The organism is Propioniciclava soli, assembly GCF_038502305.1.
GTDB lineage: Bacteria > Actinomycetota > Actinomycetes > Propionibacteriales > Propionibacteriaceae > Propioniciclava > Propioniciclava soli.
The window spans coordinates 3,369,970-3,389,684 of record NZ_CP115965.1 but is presented as its reverse complement, the minus strand read 5'-3'; the positions used below and the strand labels follow the sequence as shown (position 1 = coordinate 3,389,684).

Here is a 19,715-nt window from a genome sequence, read left to right as displayed (position 1 = left end):
CGGCCGGATCGTGCTCTCACACTAGCCGATCGGCTAGTTTGGGCAACACGGTTGGCTAGTCGGAGCGACACAACGAGGGAAGGGGTCCTCATGCCAGGAAGTGGCGGCCCGGCGGCCCGCGGCCAGGTGGTCGCGGCCGCTGAAGAACTTTTCGCCCTTCAAGGGGTGGCCGGCACCTCCCTGCAGAACATCGCCGACTGCCTCGGCGTGACGAAGGCGGCCGTCTACCACCACTTCCGCACGAAGGCAGCCATCGTATTCGCCGTCCTGCACCCAGCCATGGACGGGCTCGCGACGCTTCTCCGCGTGGTTGAGGGTCACGATGACACCGTTCGACGCACCGAGGCTGCCGTGGTCGCATTGGCCGACCAGGCTGTCGTCCACCGACGGCTCTACGGACTGCTCCTGGGTGACGTGACCGTCGGGCAGCTGATCAGCGACGACGCCGAGATTGCCGGTCTTTTCCACCAGCTCCATGACGTCCTCGCTGGCGCGTCTGCAGGTACGGACGCCTCGCTGGTCCGCGTGTCGGTGTTCCTCTCCGGCCTCATGGGCCCCGCCGTTGACCCTCGTTGCGCGCAGGTCGAGGACGTCGCGCTGCGCAGGGAGCTCGTCCAGATCGGCAGAGCCCTCTTGGTCCCCCCGTCCGCGGCGAGCGGGACGCCGAACGCGCCAGTCCGGTGAGTGGGCGGATCTCGAAGTGAACGACATCGAACGGTAAACTAGCGCGTGCTAGCAATCCTTCGGCCAGGAAGGGGAATCTCCATGGGCCAGCGTCGCGCGAGGCGGGCGTGCGTGGGTGGAGTGCTGCTGGGACTGGTCGTGGCCGTCCCGGCCTGCAGTGCCGGCGAGACGGCGGGTCCGCCCGCCGAACCAACGCTGGTGCCGACCGCGACGGCGCCAGCGACCTCGGTCGAGCTGACGGGAGCGAGCACGCTGGTGGTGAACGACCCCGACGCGGTGGGCGAGGTCGGTGATGAGCGGTTGTCCCTGACTGAAGCGCTCCAGCTGGCCTCCGGAGCGCTCGGCGACGGCACCCTGTCCGCGGCCGAACGAGCCCAGCTCGACGGGGTCCCGGGGGCTGGCAGTGGCGACGAGATCCGATTCGACGTCGACGGTGGGCGGATTGAGGTGCCCGAGCAGACGGTCCCCTGGGGCTTCGAGTGGGAGCCGGCACCTGCGGAGACGCGCCTGCCGCGGCTGGAGAACAACACGGGCGACCGCATCGTCGGTGGGGGAGTCATCATCGCGAACGGGCCCGTCGACGGCCCCATTGGTGGCCTGGCCCTCAAGGTGTCGAGTTCCGATGTGTCCGTCGAGGGCGTCACCTTCGAGCGCTTCGCGCAGATGGTGAGCATCCAGCCCGTCGGGGCCGGTGAGCTCACCGGAGTCACGCTGGCCGACAACGCGTTTCTCAATGGCGGGGGGATCGACATCACGGCCACCGCTGTCGATGGCTCGAAGAGCACCGTCTCTGCTGTGACGATCACGGGCAACGACATCTTCGGGCCCCCCGAGTTCGGGGAGACCTTCCCCCGGAAGATCCACAGTGCGGTCGGCGGAAACGCGGCGCTGCTCACCGCCTCGGACCGAGCTGGCGCCGCCACGATTCGTGGGCTCTCCCTGACCGACAACGATGTCCGGGGATTCCAGGGCGGGTTCACCATCGCAGCCCTCCAGTCCCGAGGGGGCAATGCCCGCGGGGCACTCGACGGCCTGGTGATCGAGGGCAACACGATCGCGATGCCCGAAGGCGCTGGCGATCCGGCGGTCTACATCTGGGGAGCGGTGAACATGGACGGGCACGTGACCGACGTGACGGTTCGAGACGTGCGCATCGCCGAAAACCAGATCGCCGGCAACGGGTACGTGGTGCTCGTCGCCGGAGTTGAGCACCTCCTCCAAGGCAACACCAGGTCCGACAGCGTCGCCCTGGACGGGATCGAGCTCGAGGGAAATGAGATCTCCGCCGTCGAGACATGCGACGTCGGCATCCTGCTTGCCGGTGCCTTCACCGAGATGGGTGGCGGGCCGGGTGAGGGCATCGCGGTGCGTGACGCGTCCATCACGGGCAACACCGCCCACGGCTGCACCACAGGCATCCTGGCCACGCCCGTGCTGAACTGGGGGACGGCGGGGGTTAGCAAGTCCAACACGATCGAGGGGTTGGAGATCCGGGGCAACCGTGCGGGCGGAGCGGTGCACGAGGTCGTGGTCGCGGGCGGGACGCTCTATGCGACGGACGCCAACTTCTTCGACGCCGGTGACGCTGGGGTGGAGCAGAACGAGATCCGCGGGCTGACGATCCAAAGCCCGTCCGGTGGGCAGGGAGCCGTGCTCGTCGCGGGTGGACTGGGCTGGGGGCCAGCGAGGGGCTCGGTCACGGGCAACGCCGTCTCGGTCACGGCCGTCGACGTCCCGGGCGCGTGCACCACGCAGGAGGACGTGTCATTCGACTCACGCGCCACCGTCACGGGCAACGTTCTGAACGGGGTGGGCTGCTGACCAGCGGGATCGCCGCATCGATGCCGGATCAGCAGGTGGGGGGTCGAATCCCCCCGAGCGCGCACTCACGCAGCAGTGCCCGGCACCAGAGGATCCGGTGGGTGCACAACCTGCGCCTGGGCGGGGCTTGTCTCGATGTTGCCGCTCGACCAGGCCTTGGCTTCGGCGCTACGAGCCCTGCGCGATGAGACGGATCTCGGCGTGGTGACCGCTGGTGGCGAGTTTCGCGTCGCAGGTGAGCAGTGGCGACCCGAGCGCTTCGGCCAGGGCCAGGTAGCTGGCGTCGTAGCTGGTGAACTGATGGCGCAGCTGCCAGATCCTCTCAGCCAACCCGGCGATCTCGTACCGGTGAATCGTCAGGGCGAAGTAGTCCTCGCGAGCCCGGTCCGCGTCCAGTGGATTGAGCTTGTGAGACAAGGTGAGGCCGCGCAACACGGACAACACCTCGACATCCAGAAGGTGTGGGGCATACAGGTCTCCGCCGAGAGCCTCGAACAGCGCCGCGTCCGCATCGCGCCCGACCAGCGCCTCGACCATGGCCGAGGCGTCAACGACGATCACGGGCGGCTGTTCTCGACCGCGGCCACGATCTCGGCTCTGCTCGGACCCTCGGCGCGATCCCTGGCGCGAAGTCGAGCGGCCACGTCCTCGTTGGTGGGGCGGGCGGCGATCCTGGCCAGCTCCGCTGCCACATAGGAGGACAGCGACGTGCCCTGCGCAGCGGCGCGTTCCTTCAGTGTCGCGGCCACAGCCTCGGGGACGTCGCGGATGTACAGGATGGTCACGCCTTCATGCTAGCAGTCTGCAAGCACTGCGTTCGGTGCCGGACGGTGAGCGGCAGATCATGGACACCGCGGGGGTGCTGTCAAGGACTAGGGGTTGACGGCCCGGACACCGCCTCGACCGCAGCGCGGATCGGCTCGATGTCGATCTTCCTCTGCTGCTGCATGGCCCTGTTCGCTGCGCGTGCCCGTGCGGGATCGGGGTCGCTCACCAGGTCCAGCAGCTCCTGGGGGGACACCTGCCAACTCAACCCGTAACGGTCGGTGAGCCAGCCGCAGGCCATCTCTGAGCCACCCTCGAGGAGGGCTTCGTAGATCCGGTCTGATTCCTCCTGGGAGTCCGTGCGGACCTCGATCGAGACGGCGGGGCTCAACTCATCAGGCAGGCCCTGCATCACGGTGAAGGTCTGGCTGCCGAGCGTGAACCCCACGAGCAGCGCGGTCCCGGGTTCTCCGCCCGTGACCTCGCTGTGCGGGAGGACCACCGTTCTCCTGAGATCCGGCAGGATCGAGGCGTAGTGGTCGACGATCTCCTCAAGATTGCCCTGGAACGACAGGACGGTTCCGTAGCGCGTCACCGTGACTCCTTCTCCGTGCGGCTCCCCCGACGTGGCGCCGGCCCGTGTTCGAGCAACTCCAGTGTGAACGGACCGGCGACGCTGGTCCAGGGCATGGCGGGCATTGGTGGCGCGCGAGCGCCCGGGGCCGGTACCCACGAGTGCGGTGGGTCATGTATCACCAGTGTCGTGCGGGTGCTCCTTGGGGGTGGGCCAAGGACCACAGGAGGACTCCGATGACCACTGCACTGCACGCTCGCGCCTGCGCCGCGCTCACCGCGGTCGCCCTGGCAGCCCTGGCGCAGCCAGCCCTCGCCGCCGATGATCAGCCGTACACCGTCGTGGCCTCCGGGCTGAACAGCCCCCGCCACCTCTCCTTCGCACGCAACGGTGACCTCTACATCGCCGAGTCCGGGGCGCCCTCGGCCGACGCGGGTGCGTGCGCGGATCACCCCGAGTTCGGGGAGGTCTGCCTCGCACACACCTCGTCCATCACGCTGCTGGACCGCACCGGCCGGCAGTCGCGCCCCGTCACCGGGTTGCCCGCCATCGTCAACGCGGACGGCGAGGCGACGGGCGCCTCCGACGTCGTCGCCCTCGGCACGACCCTCACGGTGGCGATGGGGCTCGGCGGGACGCCTGAGCTCAGGTCGCTGCTCGGCAGCGATGCGGATCTCCTCGGCACCGTCGTCGAGGTGAAGACGAGAGGTGGGCGGCAGCGCACGTCCGTGCTGGCCGATCTGGCGCGTTACGAGGCCGACCGGGACCCGGACGCCGCCGGCGCGGACAGCAACCCGGTCGACGTCGTCCGGGACGGCAGCCACATCCTCACCGTCGATGCCGGGGGCAACAGCGTCCTGCGACTCACCGGGCCGCGGCGCGGCGTCCGCGAGTTCGCCGTGTTCGACCAGCCGGTGCTCATGGATCCGCCCCCGATTCCAGGACCGCCCCCAGGCTGGCCCACCCCCTTCCCCGCACAGTCGGTGCCCACCGCGGTCGCCCAGGGGCCCGACGGCGCCTGGTACGTCTCCGAGCTCACCGGCTTCCCGTTCCAACCGGGCAAGGCGACGATCTGGCGCATCGCCCGCGACGGGTCGCGCACCGCGTACGCCACCGGCCTGACCACGGTGACCGACCTGGCTTGGGACCGCGGCACGCTCTATGCCGTGCAGATCTCCGACGCCGGTCTGCTGAGCGGGGTCCAGGGCTCGCTGGTGCGCGTGGACCGATCCGGGGCCCACCAGACCGTGGTCGGTGACCTGTTCGCCCCCTACGGCGTGGCCATCCGCCGGGGGCAGGCCTACGTCACCACGGGATCCGTGGCGCCGGGAGCCGGCCAGGTCATCCAGGTCGCGCTGCGCTGAAGCCTCCTTCGCCGTCCCCCGCCGGTCTCACGTCGAGGTCGGCATGCGCCACGCACCGGTGAGGTCGCCGCGCCACCGTGCCCAAGACGCGGCGACCCCCTCGGCCGGCGTCAGCCGGTGACCGCCACGTCCTCGATCACGGACCCGTCGGACAGCGTGAGGGTGAGGGTGACGTCAGGGGCTGGGTCCTCCAGGCTGACGCCCTCGGGCAGCGGCCAGGAGGCGCTGAAGGCTCCGTCCTCCAGGGTGGCCGGCACGACGAGCCCGTGCGCGTGAACGCTCACCGCCACCACGTTCTCACCAGCCAGGCCCTCGATGGTGCCCACCTCGTGGCCGTCCACGACCCCGCCGCCCTGGGCCACCCGCGCGACCGAGGTCGGCGCCGGGAGGGCGGACGCCGGCCCCGTGCTGTGGTGGGGTGAGACGGTCCCGTCGGTGTAGGTGACGTCAGCCGTCACGTCCAACGGGCCGAGGGTGTCGTCGGGCCCCCACGGGGTGGTCGGCCACCAGGCCACGAACTCGCCGTTGGCGACGGTGGCGTGGATGGCCCGGCCGTCGGCGTGCAGCGTGACCGCCTCGACCTCCGCCCCGACCCGGCCTCGCAGGAAGGCGAAGGCATATCCCGGGCCGCTCTGCATGCCGGGGCCGTCCATCTCCACGTCCCGGGGCCCCAGGGGGGCCAACGGGCCCGGGCCGCCGCCCGTCCCCCCGCGCACCTGGCCGTTCTCGGCCTCCACCAGGCACTCGGCGGTTGACCCGTCGTCGGCGCGCAGCGCCACGAACACATGGCTTCCGCGCTGCTCGGCGAGCCCGACGCGGGCGTGTCCCGCATCCGGCACCTCCCAGGTGCCCATGAAGGCCCGGCAGCCCTCGGTCGCCTTGGCGAGAAGCCCGGGTTCGACGGACGATGGCGTGTCCGTCCAGTCGGCGAACGCGGCGTTCAGGCTCGGGTTCCAGGGCCACACCAGGGCGCCGACGGCCAACACGGACGCCGCCGCGGCCGGCACCAACCAGCGGGCGAGCCGGCGCGGGCGCAGCGGGACGACCCGAGCGCCGTCAGCACCGCCCGTGGCGTCCGTCGCGAGGATGGACGCCAGGAGGGCGTCGGCCCGGGCCTGCTGGTCGGGCGTCAGGGGTGAGGCGGCGTCCAGGCTGCGCAGGGCGTCGTCGACGGGGTCGTGGTGAATGGTGTTCATGGGTGGGCCTCCTCCAGGGGCAGGGTGGTCGGTTCGGCGCCGAGGTGGCGGCGGAGTTGCGCCCGGGCGCGGGAGAGTCGGACGCGGTAGGCGCCCGGTGAGATGTTCAGCACGGCGGCGGCGTGGGTGGACGTCAACTGCTCGAAGACGGCGAGGGCCAGCACTTCCTGATCGGCCTCGGAGAGCTGATGCCAGGCGTCCGCGACGCTGAGGCGCGCCACCACGGCGTCCGCGGTGTCGGGGGTGCGGTCGCCGTGCAGCGCGGCGGCGTCCGCGAGGCGGACGGCGAGGGCGTCCGACCGCCGTTCGCCCCGACGGTGGTTGAGCAACTGGTTGCGCGCGATGCCGAACAGCCAGGCGCGGGCGCCGTCGAGGTCGACGGGGAGGTCGGCCACGCGACGCCACGCCACCATGAAGGTGTCGGCGACGACGTCTTCTGCCCGGTCGGGGGTGGTGCGACGCTGCACGAAGCGCAGGACGTCGGGGTGGGCGGCCCGGAACACTCCCCGGAAGCGCTCGGGCTCTGATTGTGCGTTCACACCCTGTTCCTGTCCGGTCGATCCCCAGGTGTTACCGGCGGTGCGCCGCCGGGTGGTGGACAGTGTTTCCCACCCGGGGGGACTTGCGCCCCCAGGCCATCAGTGATGGATTTGTCCGATGCCTCCCGTCGTAGCGCAGGGTCGAGGCGCCCGTGCGCGGCGTGGGGGGCGGGGGTGCCCGTGCAACCGGCGTCACGACGCCGCTCAAAGTTGCCGTTCACCCAACGGAGGGTGAACAGTTGACGAGTGATGCATCCACCCGGGTGCATCGGACACTGGGGGGAGCGAGATGGTCGGCACGGGGTACCTCGTGGGGCGGTTCGACATGGTGAACATCCGCGACCTCGACCTCATCGCCCAGGCGTCGCAGGCCTGCGAGCAGTTGGTGCTGCTCGTTCCCTCTGACGAGTTGTCCCTCGCGATGACGGGACGGCTGCCCGTCGTCCCCGTGAACGAGCGCGTGGCCATCGCTGCGGAATTGCAGGGTGTGGACTCGGTGGTCACCGTGGAGAGCACCTCGCTTGAGCTGGACTCCGACGCCGTCCTCTTCGCCGCGGACGACGAGGTGCTGCCGGCCGGGTGGGACGCCGCACGGCTCAGCGGCATGCGCACCTCGGCCAGCGCCATCCTGCGCCGGTGGCAGGCGCCGGCGGTGAGTGGCGCGGCGTGACCGACGCCCAGCCCGCCCGCTACCGCCTCGGCTATGTGCCAGGGGCGTGGGACATGTTCCACATCGGGCACCTCAACATCATCCGCCGCGCGCGCGAGAACTGCGAGCGCCTCGTCGTTGGTGTCGTCACCGACGAGGCCCTGTTCGCCGCCAAGGGCAAGTACCCCATGGTCCCGCTCGAGGAACGCATGGAGATCGTGCGTGCCCTGGCCATGGTGGACGACGTCGTCGTGGACTTCTCCTCCGACAAGCGCGAGGTGTGGGAGCGCGTCCGCTTCGACGTCCTGTTCAAGGGCGATGACTGGAAGGGCACGCCCAAGGGGGAGCGGCTGGAGGCCGCCATGGAGTCCGTCGGCGTCACGGTGTTCTACTTCCCCTACACCGCCCACACGTCCTCGACGGTGCTCCGCCGGGTGCTGGGCGGCTGACGCTCGACCTCTCGCACGCTGCACAATGGGTGTTGGCGTGCCGGTCCGGACGCCGCACCAGCCGGAGGCGTCCCGATGCAGGGCTGGCGGCGCAGGGCTGACGGTGCAGGATCAATGAGGGGGCAACGGTGATCGTCCACGAGCACAGTGCGGAGGCGGCGGTGGATCCGGCCGTGGTGTGGGATCGGTGGACCCAGGTGGAGCACTGGCCGGTCGACGACCCCCAGGTGGAGCGGGCCACGCTGAACGGCCCCATCGCCGTCGGCGCGGTCGGTCAGGTGAAGCTTGCGGGTGGCCCCCGGGCGACGTTTCGTTTCGCCCAGGTCGACCGGATGGGTGGCCGTTTCGCGATCGAGTGCAAGTTGTTGTTGTGCACCCTCCGCCTCGAGCACGAGCTCGACCGTCCGGACCCCGACGCCCCCGACGTGGAGGGTCAGGACGCGCCGTCCCAGCTGTGCCGCATCACGCATCGCGTCGTCCTGACAGGCCCCCTCGCGCGGCTGTGGAACAGGGTCATCGGCGCCGCCATGGGTCGCGGGCTGCCGACGGTCGTCGCCAACGTCGTGGCCGTCGCGGCCATCTGATCGGCACGCAGGCATTGTGCGGCGGGCGCCGCGTGGGGTAGACACTCCAGTGCCCGCGGCGTCCGCCGGTGCACGGGTGACGAAGGGAGCCAGCCATGACCGAGGCCAACGACGAGCAGCTGCATCGCGCCGACGAGGCGATCGACGAGGCCAAGCAGGCCGGGGACCGCATCGCGGACGCGGCCGTGCCCGAGGATCTCCGCCAGCCCGACTACTTCGGTCACCTCGAGGTGGGCGAGGAGTCGCCCGCGCAGGCGTGGGCCGAGCGCGAGCCCGACGCCACCGACTTCGAGCCGGAGAAGCCCGGCGACAACGCCTGAATCAGCGCGCCTGAATCAGCGCGGCGCCCGGTGAGCGGAGGCCGCGCGGGCGGTCAGCCGCCCGACCTGCGCCGGAACTGACGTTTGCCGCCCTGCTGGCCGTGCGGCCCGCCGGACGCCCGGCCCGGTGACCCGGCCGGACCGCCCGCGCTGCCGTGCTGGGCGTTCTTCTTGGCCTCGAGCGCCGCCTTCATCTGTTCCCGCGGGTCTGGCTGGTCCGCGGCCTCGGAGGGCTGCGCCCGGCCAGTGTCATCGGTGGTGCTCATGGCGCCCACTGTGGCACCTGGGGGGTGCTGGCGTCCAGAGGACGAAGCCCGGGCCGGGGGGCCGTCTAGCATGGGGGGATGCCGTTGCACAGCGCGGGGCTGCTGCCCTTCAACGATGCCGGTGGAGAGGTCAAGGTCTTCATCGTCCACATGGGTGGCCCGTTCTGGGGCCACCGTGACGACGGCGGCTGGTCGCTGGCCAAGGGCATGTACATCCCGGGTGAGGAAACCCCTGAGGACGCCGCGCGGCGCGAGTTCTCCGAGGAGGTCGGCATCCCGGCGCCGGCTGGTGAACTCATCGATCTCGGCGAGGTGCGGCTCAGTTCCGGCAAGCGGGTGCGTGGCTTCGCGGTCGCAGCGGACGCCGGCCTCGCCTTTGTGACGTCCAACACCTTCGAGGTCGAGTGGCCCCGCCGCTCGGGGCGCATGCGCACCTATCCGGAGGTCGACCGGGCGGGCTGGTTCGGCCTCGACGTGGCCCGCACGAAACTCACCGCTGGCCAGGTGCCGCTGATCGACTCCCTCGAGCGCATCATCGGGTGAGGCCATCGAGGCGCCCAGCCAGGCAGTGTGCCGGGGGCTACGCTGGATGCATGACCTCCCCCACTCGTCGCCGTGACTCCGCTTCGTTGCTCACCGCTCTCGCTGCGTCCCTGGCTGCCGGAGCGGCACTGCTGTCCGGCTGTGCGGGTCAGCCTGCGGCCTCCCCGGACGCCGGCGTCACGCCCGCCACCACAGCGCCGGCGTCGGAGCAGCAGGCCCACAACGAGGCCGACGTGATGTTCACCCAGATGATGATCCCGCACCACGAGCAGGCCATCGAGATGAGCGACATCCTGCTCGCCAAGCCCGGCCTGGGCACCGAGATGACCGATCTCGCCACCGCGATCAAGGACGCCCAGCAGCCCGAGATCGACCAGATGCGCGCCTGGCTGGCCGCGTGGGGTGAGCCCGAGGGTGGCGCGCACGCCGGCCACACCGGCATAGACGGCATGGTGTCGGCCGACCAGCTGGACGCCCTCCGCGACGCCGACACCCTCGCCGCGTCCGAGCTGTTCCTGGAGCAGATGATCGGCCACCACGAGGGAGCGGTCGCCATGGCCGAGGAGGAGCTGGCGTCCGGCACCGACCCCGACGTGCGGCAGATGGCCGAGGACGTGATCGCCACGCAGACCCAGGAGATCGAGTTGATGCGCGAGCTCCAGGTCGGGTTCTGAGCCACTCGCCGCCAACACGCGGCCAACACTCGGCCAACACGCCGGCCGGGGGTTCGTCGGGGCGCCGCGTCCGGCTAGGGTCGAGGGCCTATGTCCACCACCCCGGCAGCGTGCCGATCCCTCCGGCGCCACGCGGCGTCCGACCCCGCGACCGGGGGAGGGGTGCACCCGTGAGCCAGTCCGCCTTCGAACGCCTCAGCCCCGCCTTTCCCCAGCGCGCGCCGTGGGGCACGTCAGCGTCGCTGCGCGCGTGGCAGGCCGAGGCGCTGGAGAAGTACACCGCCGCCGCCCCGCGCGACTTCCTCGCCGTCGCGACCCCCGGCGCGGGCAAGACCACCTTCGCCCTGCGGGTGGCCGCCGAGCTGCTCCAGGAGCGCACGGTGCGCCGCGTCATCGTCGTCGCGCCGACCGAGCACCTCAAGGTGCAGTGGGCGGACGCCGCCGCGAAGGTCGGCATCCAGCTCGACCCGGGCACCGGGGGCCGCACGCGCGGCCGGTCGCGGCAGTACGACGGTGTGGCGGCCACCTACGCGGGGGTGGCGGCGTCCGTGTGGGGCTACCAGGCGATGGCCACCGACATCCCGACGCTGGTGATCCTCGACGAGGTGCACCACGCCGGCGACGCGCTGAGCTGGGGCGAGGCGATCCGCGAGGCGTTCCAGTTCGCGGTGCGGCGGCTGGCGCTGACGGGCACTCCGTTCCGGTCCGACGAGAATCCCATCCCCTTCGTCACCTACGACGAGTCGGAGGCCGGCGTCCGCGTCTCGAAGGCCGACTACACCTACGGCTACGCCGACGCGCTGCGCGACCACGTCGTGCGCCCCGTGGTGTTCATGAACTACGGCGGCCCGATGCGCTGGCGCACCAAGGCTGGCGATGAGATCGAGGCGAACCTCGGCGAGCTTTTGACCAGGGACGTCAGCGCGCAGGCGTGGCGCACCGCGCTCGACCCGAAGGGCGAGTGGATCGCCGCGGTGCTCGGCGCGGCCGACCGGCGGCTGACCGAGGTGCGCCGCCACGTGCCGGACGCCGGCGGCCTCGTCATCGCCACCAACCAGACCGTCGCCCGCGCGTACGCCCGCGTGTTGGAGCAGCACACGGGGGCGCGCCCCACGCTCGTCCTCTCCGACGACACGGGCGCCAGCAAGCGCATCGAGGAGTTCGCCGCGTCCGAGAACCGCTGGATGGTCGCGGTGCGCATGGTGTCCGAGGGCGTCGACGTGCCGCGCCTGGCGGTGGGGGTGTACGCCACCGCCACGTCCACGCCGCTGTTCTTCGCCCAGGCCGTCGGCCGGTTCGTGCGGACGCGGCGCCGCGGCGAGGTGGCCACCGTGTTTCTGCCGACCGTGCCGATCATCCTCGCCCACGCGTCCGCCCTGGAGCGGCAGCGCGACCACGTGCTCGGCGCGCCCAAGCGCGGTGATGACTGGGCCGAGGACGCCCTCGTCGACGAGGCGAACCGCAGCGAGGCGGCGTCCGACGACCTCATCGGCAGCTTCGAGGCGCTGCGGTCGGACGCGGTGTTCGACCACGTGCTCTTCGACGCCCAACAATTCGGCATGCACGCGGTGCCCACGTCCGACGACGAGGCCGACTACCTGGGCCTGCCCGGGCTGCTCGAGCCTGACCAGATCGGTCATCTGCTCCGCGAGCGGCAGCGGCGGCAGGTGAACCGCCACGAGCGGGCCGAGCGGCGCGAGCGGGTGACCCCCGAGGTCTCGCTGCACCGGGCGCTGGCCACCAAGCGCAAGGAACTGAACACGCTGGTCGCCCAGTACGCGCGGGTCAAGGGTGTGCCGCACAGCCACATCCACGCCGAGCTGCGCCGCCAGTGCGGCGGTCCCTCGCTCGCGCAGGCCAGCAGCGACCAGGTGGACGCCCGCATCACGATGCTGCGCACCTGGCACGCGCGTCCCTGAACGGCGGCACTCTAGGCTGGGCTGCATGCCTGTCTTCGAGCACGTGTCGCGCTACCCGGACCCCCGCGCGGAGGTGTTTGCCTGGCACACCCGCCCCGGCGCGTTCGTGCGGCTCACCCCGCCCGGCATGGCGACGCTGCTGCAGGGTCCGAGCGACGGCATCAACGTCGGCTCAAAGATCACGCTGCGCATTTCCCACCCGCTGGTCTCCGGGCTGCTGCCCCAGGTCTCCTGGCGCGGACGCCGCGGCCCGGTGGGCGTGGACTGGCGCGTCCGGCACGTCGAGCTCGAGCCGGGGGTGCGCTTTGTCGACGAGCAGGTGAGCGGGCCGTTCAAGGCGTGGCGCCACGAGCATGAGTTCGCCGACGGGCCCGGCGGGTCGACGGTGATCACCGACCGGGTCACCTGGGAGCTGCCCGTGGTGCCCGACCGGCTGGCCGCCCCGCTGGTCGAGATGCAGTTGGCGGGGCTCTTCGCGTTCCGCGAGCGCCAGCTGCGCGCCGACCTCGCCCTGCATGCCCGCCTGGCCGCCCGCCCGGACGCCGCACCGCTCACGGTCGCCGTCGCGGGTAGCTCGGGCCTGATCGGCACCCAGGTGTGCGCCTTGCTGACCTCCGGTGGGCACACGGTGCGCCGGCTCGTGCGCTCCGCCAGCGCGGACGCCGACGCCGTCACCTGGGATCCTGCGGCGGGGCACCTGCCGGCGGACGCCCTGGCCGGGGTGGACGTGGTGGTGAACCTGGCCGGGCACTCGATCGGCGGGCGGTTCACGGAGCGTCACAAGCAGCAGGTGCTGGAGTCACGCTTGCAGGCGACGGGCACGCTGGCCGCTGCGCTGGCGTCCGACCCCGAGGGGAAGCGCCTCGTCCAGGCCAGCGCGATCGGCCTCTACGGCGCCCGGCGGCCGGACGAGCTGCTGACGGAGGGCTCACTGCCCGGTGAGGGGTTCTTGGCCGACGTGGTGCAGCAGTGGGAGGCGGCGGCGCTCCCGGCGGTGGACGCCGGCGTCCGCACGGCGTTCCTGCGGATCGGCATCGTGCTCAGCGAGGGCGGCGGCGCGTTGCTGCCGCAGGTGCCACTGTTCTCGGTGGGCCTCGGCGGACGCCTGACGCGCCGCGACGCCTGGTTCAGCTGGATCGGGCTGGACGACCTGGCGCGCGCCGTCGTCCACGCCGTGGCGACCCCGGAGCTGACCGGCCCGGTCAACGCGGTGGCCCCGCGCCCGGTGACGCACGGCGAGTTCGCGCAGACGCTGGGCCGGGTGCTGCACCGCCCCGCGATGCTGCCGACGCCGGCGGTGGGGCCGACGGCCGTGCTGGGCGCCGAGGGGTACGACCAGATGATCGACACCGACCAGCGCGTCAGCGCCGGCGTGCTGGCCGACAGCGGGTTCCGGTTCGCCCAGCACACCTTGAGCGATGCGCTGCGGCACGCGTTGATGCGCTGAGGCGTCCGGGTCACCGAACACGGGGTCAGAGCACCAGTGTGAGGCCTTCGTGGGTGGGGCGGAAGCCCATCGTGGTGTAGAAGCCGTGGACGTGGCTGCGGTCCTTCTCGGTCGCGACCATCAGGACGCGGGCGCCCTCGGTGCGGGCACGCTCCTTGATCCAGCGGAAGACATCGCGCCCAACGGCGACCGAGTCGTCGCCAGCCCGGATGCGCGCACCGTTCACGATGGCGCGCATCGCGCCGCCGCGGGCCATCGTGCTGAGGAACGACAGCTGGAACGTCCCGATCACCCGTTCGGTGTCGTCGAGCACGACGGCCAGCAGCTGGTTCGGGTCGCGATCGATCCGCTCGAACGCCGTGGCGAGCCCGCAGGTCTCATGGGCCTCGCCGAGGATGTCGTCGCTGATCAGGGTCGTGGTGGCGACGTGCTTCGGCGAGGTGGGGTCATCGGCCAGGAGTCGCTCGATGATGTCCACGTCGTCGCGCGTCGCGCGGGCGATCGAGACGTCGTCGAGGTACGCGAGAATCTCCATGCCACGATTGGACCCCTTCGGGCCGCGCCGTGGCAAACCCAGTTGCCGTCAGGCCTGCGGGGCCGGCCCGGAACCCTGGGGCCCATATCCCTGCGGCCCATACCCCTGCGGCCCATACCCCTGTGGCCCGGGCCCCGGGCCGAAGCCCTGCCCGTAGGCGTAGCTCGGCGGCTCGCCCGCGAGCTGGCGGTGGCGGTTGAGATACATCACCGTGATGAAGATGGCCGTGACGGGCTGCAGCACCACCGTGAGCAGGAACTGCAGCAGGCCGGCCACGACCGCGCCGACGATGGCCGCCGCCGAGACGTCATTCCCGGTCTGGGACGCCGCGGTCAGCGGCATCAGCAAGACCTGGAGGAGCATCGAGATGACGTAGCTGGGGATGCTGATCGCCAGACCGATCAGCAGGTAGTAGCCGAGCGTGGGCCAGAAGGCGCCACGCGTCAGCCGCCAGGAGCTGCGGAGCCCGTCGAAGCCGGAGACCTGCTCGATGCCCATGGCAGGGATCAGGTAGAGCCACCGGACGTTGAGGAACACCGCGACCACACCCAACGCCAGGAACAGCAGCATCACGAACGCCATGGTGCCCAGCACGGCGACGGCCGCCTCGTCGTCACCCGTGACGCTCGCCTGGATGAGGGGCACGACGATGATCGCGGCGAGCAGCGCGTAGACCGCAAAGGCCGCAGCGAGCAGGGCCAGCAGGAGCAGCGCCATACGCCCGGAGAACCCGCGGGTCCGTTCCATCAGGTCGCGCCACCCGGGCTCGTAGCCGGCGCTGAGGTCGCGCGTCGCCAGGGACGTCATGGCCTGGCAGCGGTACTGGAACAGCATCACGCCGAACAGCACGGCGAAGAAGGCCAGACCACCCAGGAGCAGGATCCCGAGGGACGGCCCCGACGCATCGACGCCGGTGGCGGCGAGGGCGGCCGCGACGATGAGCGACACGATGACGAGTGCCGCCACCAGCACCGCCATGGGGGCCAGCGCGAGGGAGATGAACAGCCAGAACTTGGCCTTGTAGGTGTGCAAGGTGCCGGTGAAGTGATCGGCGAGCGTCAGGGTGCCCTGCTTGAGGGTCGGGGTGGTCACGGGTTGCTCCTCGGGTAGATCTCACCCGCGATCCTAGGGCTTGGTCAGCCCGAGGCCTTCGCCCGCTGCTGGGCGAGGCGAAACTTGACGACGCGCGTGACGAGCTCCACCGGGATCGGCGCGGAGAGCGGCAGCTGGATGGCACCCTTGCTGTGCCGCAGGCCGAGCTCGGTGCAGGCGTCCGCCACGTGGGCCACCCCGTCGGCCCCGGGATACAGGCCGACGTGGTGCTTGCCGGCCGCGACGTGGACGAGGTTGCCGTGCAGCGTCCAGGTGGGCATGCCCCAGCTGATCTTCTCCCCGGCGTCGGGGGCCAGCGCGCGGACCAAGCCGACGAGCTGGGTGAGGTGGGCTTGGTGGGACGCCTCCTGCGCGGCGACGTAGTCGTCGATGACCGACATCGCGGTTCAGCCCAACGGTGTCGTCGCCGGTGCGGGGGTGGCGGCGGGCACCTCGGGCCGCGCTGTGCGGCGTCCGAAGATCAGGCTGTGGGACGCCACGACGGCGGGGAGCAGCGCCCAGATGAGGAAGCCGAGCGTCCCGAACCACAGGCCCGCCAGCACGGGCAGGAACCCGCCCGGCTCGAAGGCGACGAGCAGCGTCACGACGATCAGCGCGAGCAGCGCCCAGAGCAGACCGAAGGTGCGCGGCAACGCCCGCGCCTCACGGGTGCGGGCGAGCAGGACGCCGGCGGTGACCGTGAAGAGGGCCCACGCCAGGCCGATGCCCGCGCCGAGGGAGACCACGCGGCTGGGACCGCCCCACAGGACGGTGCCCCACACCAAGCTGCTGAGGACTCCCGCCAGGGCGACGGCGCGGTGGGGCAGTACGTGCTCGAAACCCATGGCGGTGGCCCTTCTGCGGGGAGATGGGGGACGTCTAACCAGGGCCGGTTGATTGGGGTAGTGCCGGGGGGGAAGGGGATGCCCCCGCCCCGGCTTGGGCCGGGACGGGGGCATCGGTGGTTGGGTCAGCCCTGCAGCTGCAGGACGTGTGCCTCGGCGGCGCCCGCCGCGTTGTCGAGCACGACGACCATCGAACCCAGCGGCTGCTGGTCGGCGAGGGCGTCGGCGTCGATCGTGATGGGCAGCGACGAGTTCGAACCGGCCGCGACCGGCTCGTACTGGCCCGTCTCCAGCGCCGGAGCCCACGGGTTGAACCGCGCGCTGCCGTCGAAGGAGTCGTTCGCTCCGCTGTCGGTGATGGAGCTCACGTAGGCGGTGTAGGTGAAGTCGCCGTCCTCGGCCGACAGGCCCAGCGAGCTGGCCCGGACGGGGATGAGCACGGTGCTGTTGTCGGTCGGCGACTGGGCCAGGTAGCCCGCGGCGAGCGTCCGCGCGTTGGCCACGTCGCGGATGAACACCTCGTTGCTGCCGTTCACATCGCCGGTGCGGACCAAGCCGGAGTCGGTGGCGTACACCACGTAGTCGGCCTCGTCGTCCCCGTTGGTGTCGATGATCACCTGGGTGTTGTTGCGGGCAGCGTTGGAGTAGCGGTCCCAGCTGTTGATGGCGAAGACCAGCAGCTGGTCGTTGCCGTCGCTCTCGAAGGACTGCACGCCGGCCGCGCGCACGTCGGTGCCGGGGTGGCCCGCCAGGGTGGCGTCGCCCTCGGCGTCCTCGAGACCGGCCTGGTAGACGTCGGCGACGCCTTCGACGGCCCCGCGGTTGCGGAGGTTGATGGACACGTTGTTCCGCTCGACACGGCCGCGGACGTTGGCCGTGAGGTCGGAGTCGGCGCGGGGCACGAGGAGGTACGGCACCTTGATGGTGTCCGGCCCGGTGAAGACCACGCTGCCCGAGACCTCGTGCATCGCGAAGCCGCCCTCCAGCGCACCGCCAATCGTCTCGACCGGGACGCGCAGGGTGACCTGCACGTTGGCCGTCCGGTTGGCAGGCACGGTGACGCGCTGGCGGTTGACGGAGACCGTCGCCGGCTTGCTCTGCGGCGAGGCCTCGGTGCTGACCGTGTAGGTCACCGGCGCGTTGGTGTGGTTGGTGAGCACCACGCGCTTGACGCCCGTGATGTCACGCTTGGTGGACTCCGCGAAGCCGAAGCTCAGCGACGGCTCACGGTAGACACCGCTGGTCGTCGTGAACTGGTCACCGGAGGCCGTCACGCGGGCGGCCACCACCCCGGCGGGGTCCACGAGGCCGGCGCCACCGAGGGTGAGGCGGTAGTTGGCGATCGCGTCGGCGTCCGCCGTGTTCACCAGGGCGTCCGAGAGGGCCCGGGCGTTCCAGGTCGGGTGTGCCTCGACGGCGAGGGCAGCGACGCCGGCGACGTGCGGAGCCGCCATCGACGTGCCCGACTTGTACGAGAAGCCGTTGCCCGCACCGACCTGGGCCGAGCGGATGGAGACGCCGGGGGCCGTGACGTTCGGCTTGGCACCGGAATCACCGGTGCGCGGGCCGCCCGAGGTGAACGAGCCGTACTCGGAGAACGTCGGGTTGGCCAGGGTGCTGGCCGTCATGGTGACGCTGCCACCCGCGGCGGCGACCAGGCGGTCACCGTCGTCGGTGGGAGCCGTGCCCAGCACGCCGCGCACCCCGAGGAACGGGATGGTGACGGTGTAGGGGGTGCCGTCGTCGGGGTTCTCGACGATCGGGCCCTCATAGGGCGGGAAGGCGGCGGTGTTGTTGACCATGACCGCGGCGACCGCGCCGGCCTGCTGGGCGTAGATGGCACGCGCCACGCGGGCACACGTGCCCCGCTGGCTGACGGCCACCTGGTTGTAGCCCGGCGTGATGCCGTTGCTGGTGTAGGCGTTGACCGAGCACCCGAGGGCCTCGTTCTCGCCGGTGGCCGGGTTGTCCTTCAGCACCACGACGCGCGCCGGGCCGCTCGGCAGGGCGGCGCCGTTGGCGTTGATCGCGTCGATGGAGCTGCCGTCGGGCAGGGTGATCCGCGCGGCGGGGAAGCTCTCGGTGGCGTCGTTGGCGGCGACGCTGATGACGCCGCGTCCGGTGCCCGGGGAACCCGTCAGGTAGGGGTTCGGGCCGGAGTTGCCGGCGGACGCCACGACCACCACGCCCGCGCCCACCGCGTTGGCGGCGGCGACAGCGGAGGGGTCATCGGCGGTGCCGTAGGACGAGCCGAGGGACATGTTGATGACGTCCATGCCGTTGGCGACCGACCAGTCGATGGCCTCGACGGTGACGTCCGTGCTGCCCGAGCAACCGAACACACGCACCGCGTAGAGGTCGACCTCCGGGGCCACGCCCGGGCCGATCAGCCAGTCCTGGTCAGCCGTCGCCGCGTTGTAGGGCCCGGAGTAGGCCTGGCCGTCCGCCGTGACGCCGCCGCCGCCGGTCGACCCGGCGACGTGCGTGCCGTGGCCGTTGCAGTCGAGCGGGTTGGGGTCGGGCTGGGGCACGGAATCCGCCTCGCCGGCGTCGTAGTCGTTGCCCACCAGGTCGATGCCGCCCTTGATGCGGGGGGCGTTCGGGCCGAACAGGGCCGGATCGGCCGGCTCGGTGCTGGTGGCCTCAGCGGCCTCGAAGGCCTCGACCGTGCCGGGGCCGCCGAAGTCGGCGTGGGTGTAGTCGATACCCGTGTCGATGATCGCGACCTTGATGCCCGCGCCGGTGTAGCCCGTGCTCTCCCACACCTCGGGAACCCCGAGGTAGGGGACGCTGATGTGGTTGGTGCGCTCGTGGATCTCGACGGCGTGGATGGCCTTGACGCCCGGCTTCTCAGCCAGCGACGTGAGCTCCTGCTTCGAGACCCGCACCTTGACGCCGTTGTAGGCGTCCTGCATCTGGGCCAGCACCTCGCCGCCCTCGGCCTCGGCGGCGTCCGCCACCGCGGCCTGCTCGCCGCGCAGCTTGGAGCGGACGTTCTCCTTCTGCCGCTCGGAGAGACTGCCCTGCTTGGCCTGGACGACAGCCACCGGATCGGAGGCCATCTCGACGATGACGTCGACCGGCTCGGTGTCGGTGAGCGACGTCGGCATGATGGCGGTGTCGACGAGCCCGGCCTGGGTCTTCTCGAACCGGTCGGCACCGGTCGCCGTCGCCGGGGCGGCGTAGGCGACCATGGGGGTCGCGGCGATCGCCAGCGCGGCGACGCCTGCGATCACTCTGGAGGGGTGTTTCACGGAGATCCCTTTCGGTGGGGGCGGCCCCAGCCCTGGAGCCAAGATGAGGAGAGGCTAAACTGCTCTCAGGGTCCCTGTCGCCCCTTGTCACAAAATCGATACCTTCTTTCTGGCGCCGACACGCACACTCCGGCTCCGAACTCCGGTTCCGGTCGCGGAGTTTGAGCCATGAACCGGAGTTTGAGCGAGATGGCG

General features: G+C 71.3%; 22 protein-coding genes. 11 read left to right on the top strand and 11 right to left on the bottom strand.

Translation table 11 applies throughout. The features are described 5' to 3' along the window. Positions 1-90 precede the first annotated feature (90 nt). On the top strand, positions 91-684 hold the full coding sequence (locus PCC79_RS15325; protein WP_342372341.1) for a TetR/AcrR family transcriptional regulator: 594 nt from the start codon (positions 91-93) through the stop codon (positions 682-684). 111 nt (positions 685-795) lie between these two features. Next, entirely contained in the window at positions 796-2,505 is a 1,710-nt protein-coding gene (locus PCC79_RS15320) for a hypothetical protein (protein ID WP_342372340.1), read from the top strand. 168 nt (positions 2,506-2,673) lie between these two features. On the opposite strand, the gene PCC79_RS15315 is transcribed toward PCC79_RS15320, so the two are convergent. From PCC79_RS15315 to PCC79_RS15305, 3 genes are all read right to left on the bottom strand, one after another. After that, entirely contained in the window at positions 2,674-3,066 is a 393-nt protein-coding gene (locus PCC79_RS15315; RefSeq protein WP_342372339.1) for a type II toxin-antitoxin system VapC family toxin, read from the bottom strand. Further along, positions 3,063-3,290: a FitA-like ribbon-helix-helix domain-containing protein gene (locus PCC79_RS15310; RefSeq protein ID WP_232547213.1), complete on the bottom strand. Its 228-nt coding sequence runs from the start codon at positions 3,288-3,290 to the stop codon at positions 3,063-3,065. Before PCC79_RS15310 ends, PCC79_RS15315 begins: the two co-directional genes overlap by 4 nt. 80 nt (positions 3,291-3,370) lie before the next feature. Next, positions 3,371-3,865, bottom strand: coding sequence for a VOC family protein (locus tag PCC79_RS15305; protein WP_232547214.1), 495 nt, complete (start codon positions 3,863-3,865; stop codon positions 3,371-3,373). A 215-nt stretch (positions 3,866-4,080) separates the two neighbouring features. Between PCC79_RS15305 and PCC79_RS15300 the strand changes: the two genes are divergently transcribed. After that, complete coding sequence (locus PCC79_RS15300; protein ID WP_342372338.1) at positions 4,081-5,208, top strand: ScyD/ScyE family protein; 1,128 nt, start codon at positions 4,081-4,083, stop codon at positions 5,206-5,208. A gap of 110 nt (positions 5,209-5,318) precedes the next feature. Here the strand turns inward: PCC79_RS15300 and PCC79_RS15295 are convergent, their stop codons facing one another. Beyond that, entirely contained in the window at positions 5,319-6,404 is a 1,086-nt protein-coding gene (locus tag PCC79_RS15295; protein WP_232547216.1) for a hypothetical protein, read from the bottom strand. After that, the gene (locus tag PCC79_RS15290; protein WP_342372337.1) at positions 6,401-6,943 is read right to left on the bottom strand and encodes a sigma-70 family RNA polymerase sigma factor; all 543 of its coding nucleotides are present in this window, start codon (positions 6,941-6,943) and stop codon (positions 6,401-6,403) included. The genes PCC79_RS15295 and PCC79_RS15290 overlap by 4 nt, the downstream gene beginning before the upstream one ends. A 289-nt stretch (positions 6,944-7,232) precedes the next feature. On the opposite strand from PCC79_RS15290, the gene PCC79_RS15285 reads away from it, so the two are divergent. The 4 genes from PCC79_RS15285 to PCC79_RS15270 all read left to right on the top strand — a co-directional run bounded on the left by PCC79_RS15285 (position 7,233) and on the right by PCC79_RS15270 (position 8,945). Continuing rightward, positions 7,233-7,613: a hypothetical protein gene (locus PCC79_RS15285; protein ID WP_232547218.1), complete on the top strand. Its 381-nt coding sequence runs from the start codon at positions 7,233-7,235 to the stop codon at positions 7,611-7,613. Then, complete coding sequence (locus tag PCC79_RS15280) at positions 7,580-8,041, top strand: adenylyltransferase/cytidyltransferase family protein (RefSeq protein WP_342372336.1); 462 nt, start codon at positions 7,580-7,582, stop codon at positions 8,039-8,041. The genes PCC79_RS15285 and PCC79_RS15280 overlap by 34 nt, the downstream gene beginning before the upstream one ends. 128 nt (positions 8,042-8,169) lie before the next feature. Continuing rightward, the gene (locus PCC79_RS15275) at positions 8,170-8,625 is read left to right on the top strand and encodes a hypothetical protein (protein ID WP_232547220.1); all 456 of its coding nucleotides are present in this window, start codon (positions 8,170-8,172) and stop codon (positions 8,623-8,625) included. A 95-nt stretch (positions 8,626-8,720) separates the two neighbouring features. After that, positions 8,721-8,945, top strand: coding sequence for a hypothetical protein (locus PCC79_RS15270; protein ID WP_232547221.1), 225 nt, complete (start codon positions 8,721-8,723; stop codon positions 8,943-8,945). Between the two features lie 53 nt (positions 8,946-8,998). Here the strand turns inward: PCC79_RS15270 and PCC79_RS15265 are convergent, their stop codons facing one another. Further along, positions 8,999-9,211: a DUF5302 domain-containing protein gene (locus tag PCC79_RS15265; protein WP_342372335.1), complete on the bottom strand. Its 213-nt coding sequence runs from the start codon at positions 9,209-9,211 to the stop codon at positions 8,999-9,001. Positions 9,212-9,289: 78 nt separating this feature from the next. Here PCC79_RS15265 and PCC79_RS15260 point away from each other — a divergent pair, with 78 nt between their 5' ends. The 4 genes from PCC79_RS15260 (at position 9,290) to PCC79_RS15245 (ending at position 13,794) form a co-directional block, all read left to right on the top strand. Beyond that, positions 9,290-9,754 carry an NUDIX domain-containing protein gene (locus PCC79_RS15260; protein WP_232547223.1) on the top strand — a complete coding sequence of 155 codons (465 nt, stop codon included), beginning with the start codon at positions 9,290-9,292 and terminating at the stop codon, positions 9,752-9,754. A 50-nt stretch (positions 9,755-9,804) separates the two neighbouring features. Beyond that, positions 9,805-10,428, top strand: coding sequence for a DUF305 domain-containing protein (locus PCC79_RS15255; protein WP_342372334.1), 624 nt, complete (start codon positions 9,805-9,807; stop codon positions 10,426-10,428). A gap of 170 nt (positions 10,429-10,598) precedes the next feature. Further along, on the top strand, positions 10,599-12,347 hold the full coding sequence (locus PCC79_RS15250) for a DEAD/DEAH box helicase (protein WP_342372333.1): 1,749 nt from the start codon (positions 10,599-10,601) through the stop codon (positions 12,345-12,347). A 25-nt stretch (positions 12,348-12,372) separates the two neighbouring features. After that, positions 12,373-13,794: a TIGR01777 family oxidoreductase gene (locus PCC79_RS15245; RefSeq protein WP_342372332.1), complete on the top strand. Its 1,422-nt coding sequence runs from the start codon at positions 12,373-12,375 to the stop codon at positions 13,792-13,794. A 25-nt stretch (positions 13,795-13,819) separates the two neighbouring features. Here PCC79_RS15245 and PCC79_RS15240 read toward each other — a convergent pair whose 3' ends face one another. From PCC79_RS15240 to PCC79_RS15220, 5 genes are all read right to left on the bottom strand, one after another. After that, positions 13,820-14,329, bottom strand: coding sequence for a GNAT family N-acetyltransferase (locus tag PCC79_RS15240; protein WP_232547227.1), 510 nt, complete (start codon positions 14,327-14,329; stop codon positions 13,820-13,822). A 48-nt stretch (positions 14,330-14,377) separates the two neighbouring features. Then, positions 14,378-15,421: a glycerophosphoryl diester phosphodiesterase membrane domain-containing protein gene (locus PCC79_RS15235; protein ID WP_342372331.1), complete on the bottom strand. Its 1,044-nt coding sequence runs from the start codon at positions 15,419-15,421 to the stop codon at positions 14,378-14,380. A 44-nt stretch (positions 15,422-15,465) separates the two neighbouring features. Next, the gene (locus tag PCC79_RS15230; protein ID WP_342372330.1) at positions 15,466-15,822 is read right to left on the bottom strand and encodes an iron chaperone; all 357 of its coding nucleotides are present in this window, start codon (positions 15,820-15,822) and stop codon (positions 15,466-15,468) included. 6 nt (positions 15,823-15,828) lie between these two features. After that, a complete protein-coding gene (locus tag PCC79_RS15225) occupies positions 15,829-16,266 on the bottom strand; it encodes a hypothetical protein (protein WP_342372329.1) in 438 nt (145 codons plus the stop codon). A gap of 125 nt (positions 16,267-16,391) precedes the next feature. Beyond that, positions 16,392-19,502 (bottom strand): S8 family peptidase, encoded by a 3,111-nt coding sequence (locus PCC79_RS15220; protein ID WP_342372328.1) that lies wholly within the window; start codon positions 19,500-19,502, stop codon positions 16,392-16,394. Positions 19,503-19,715 lie beyond the last annotated feature (213 nt).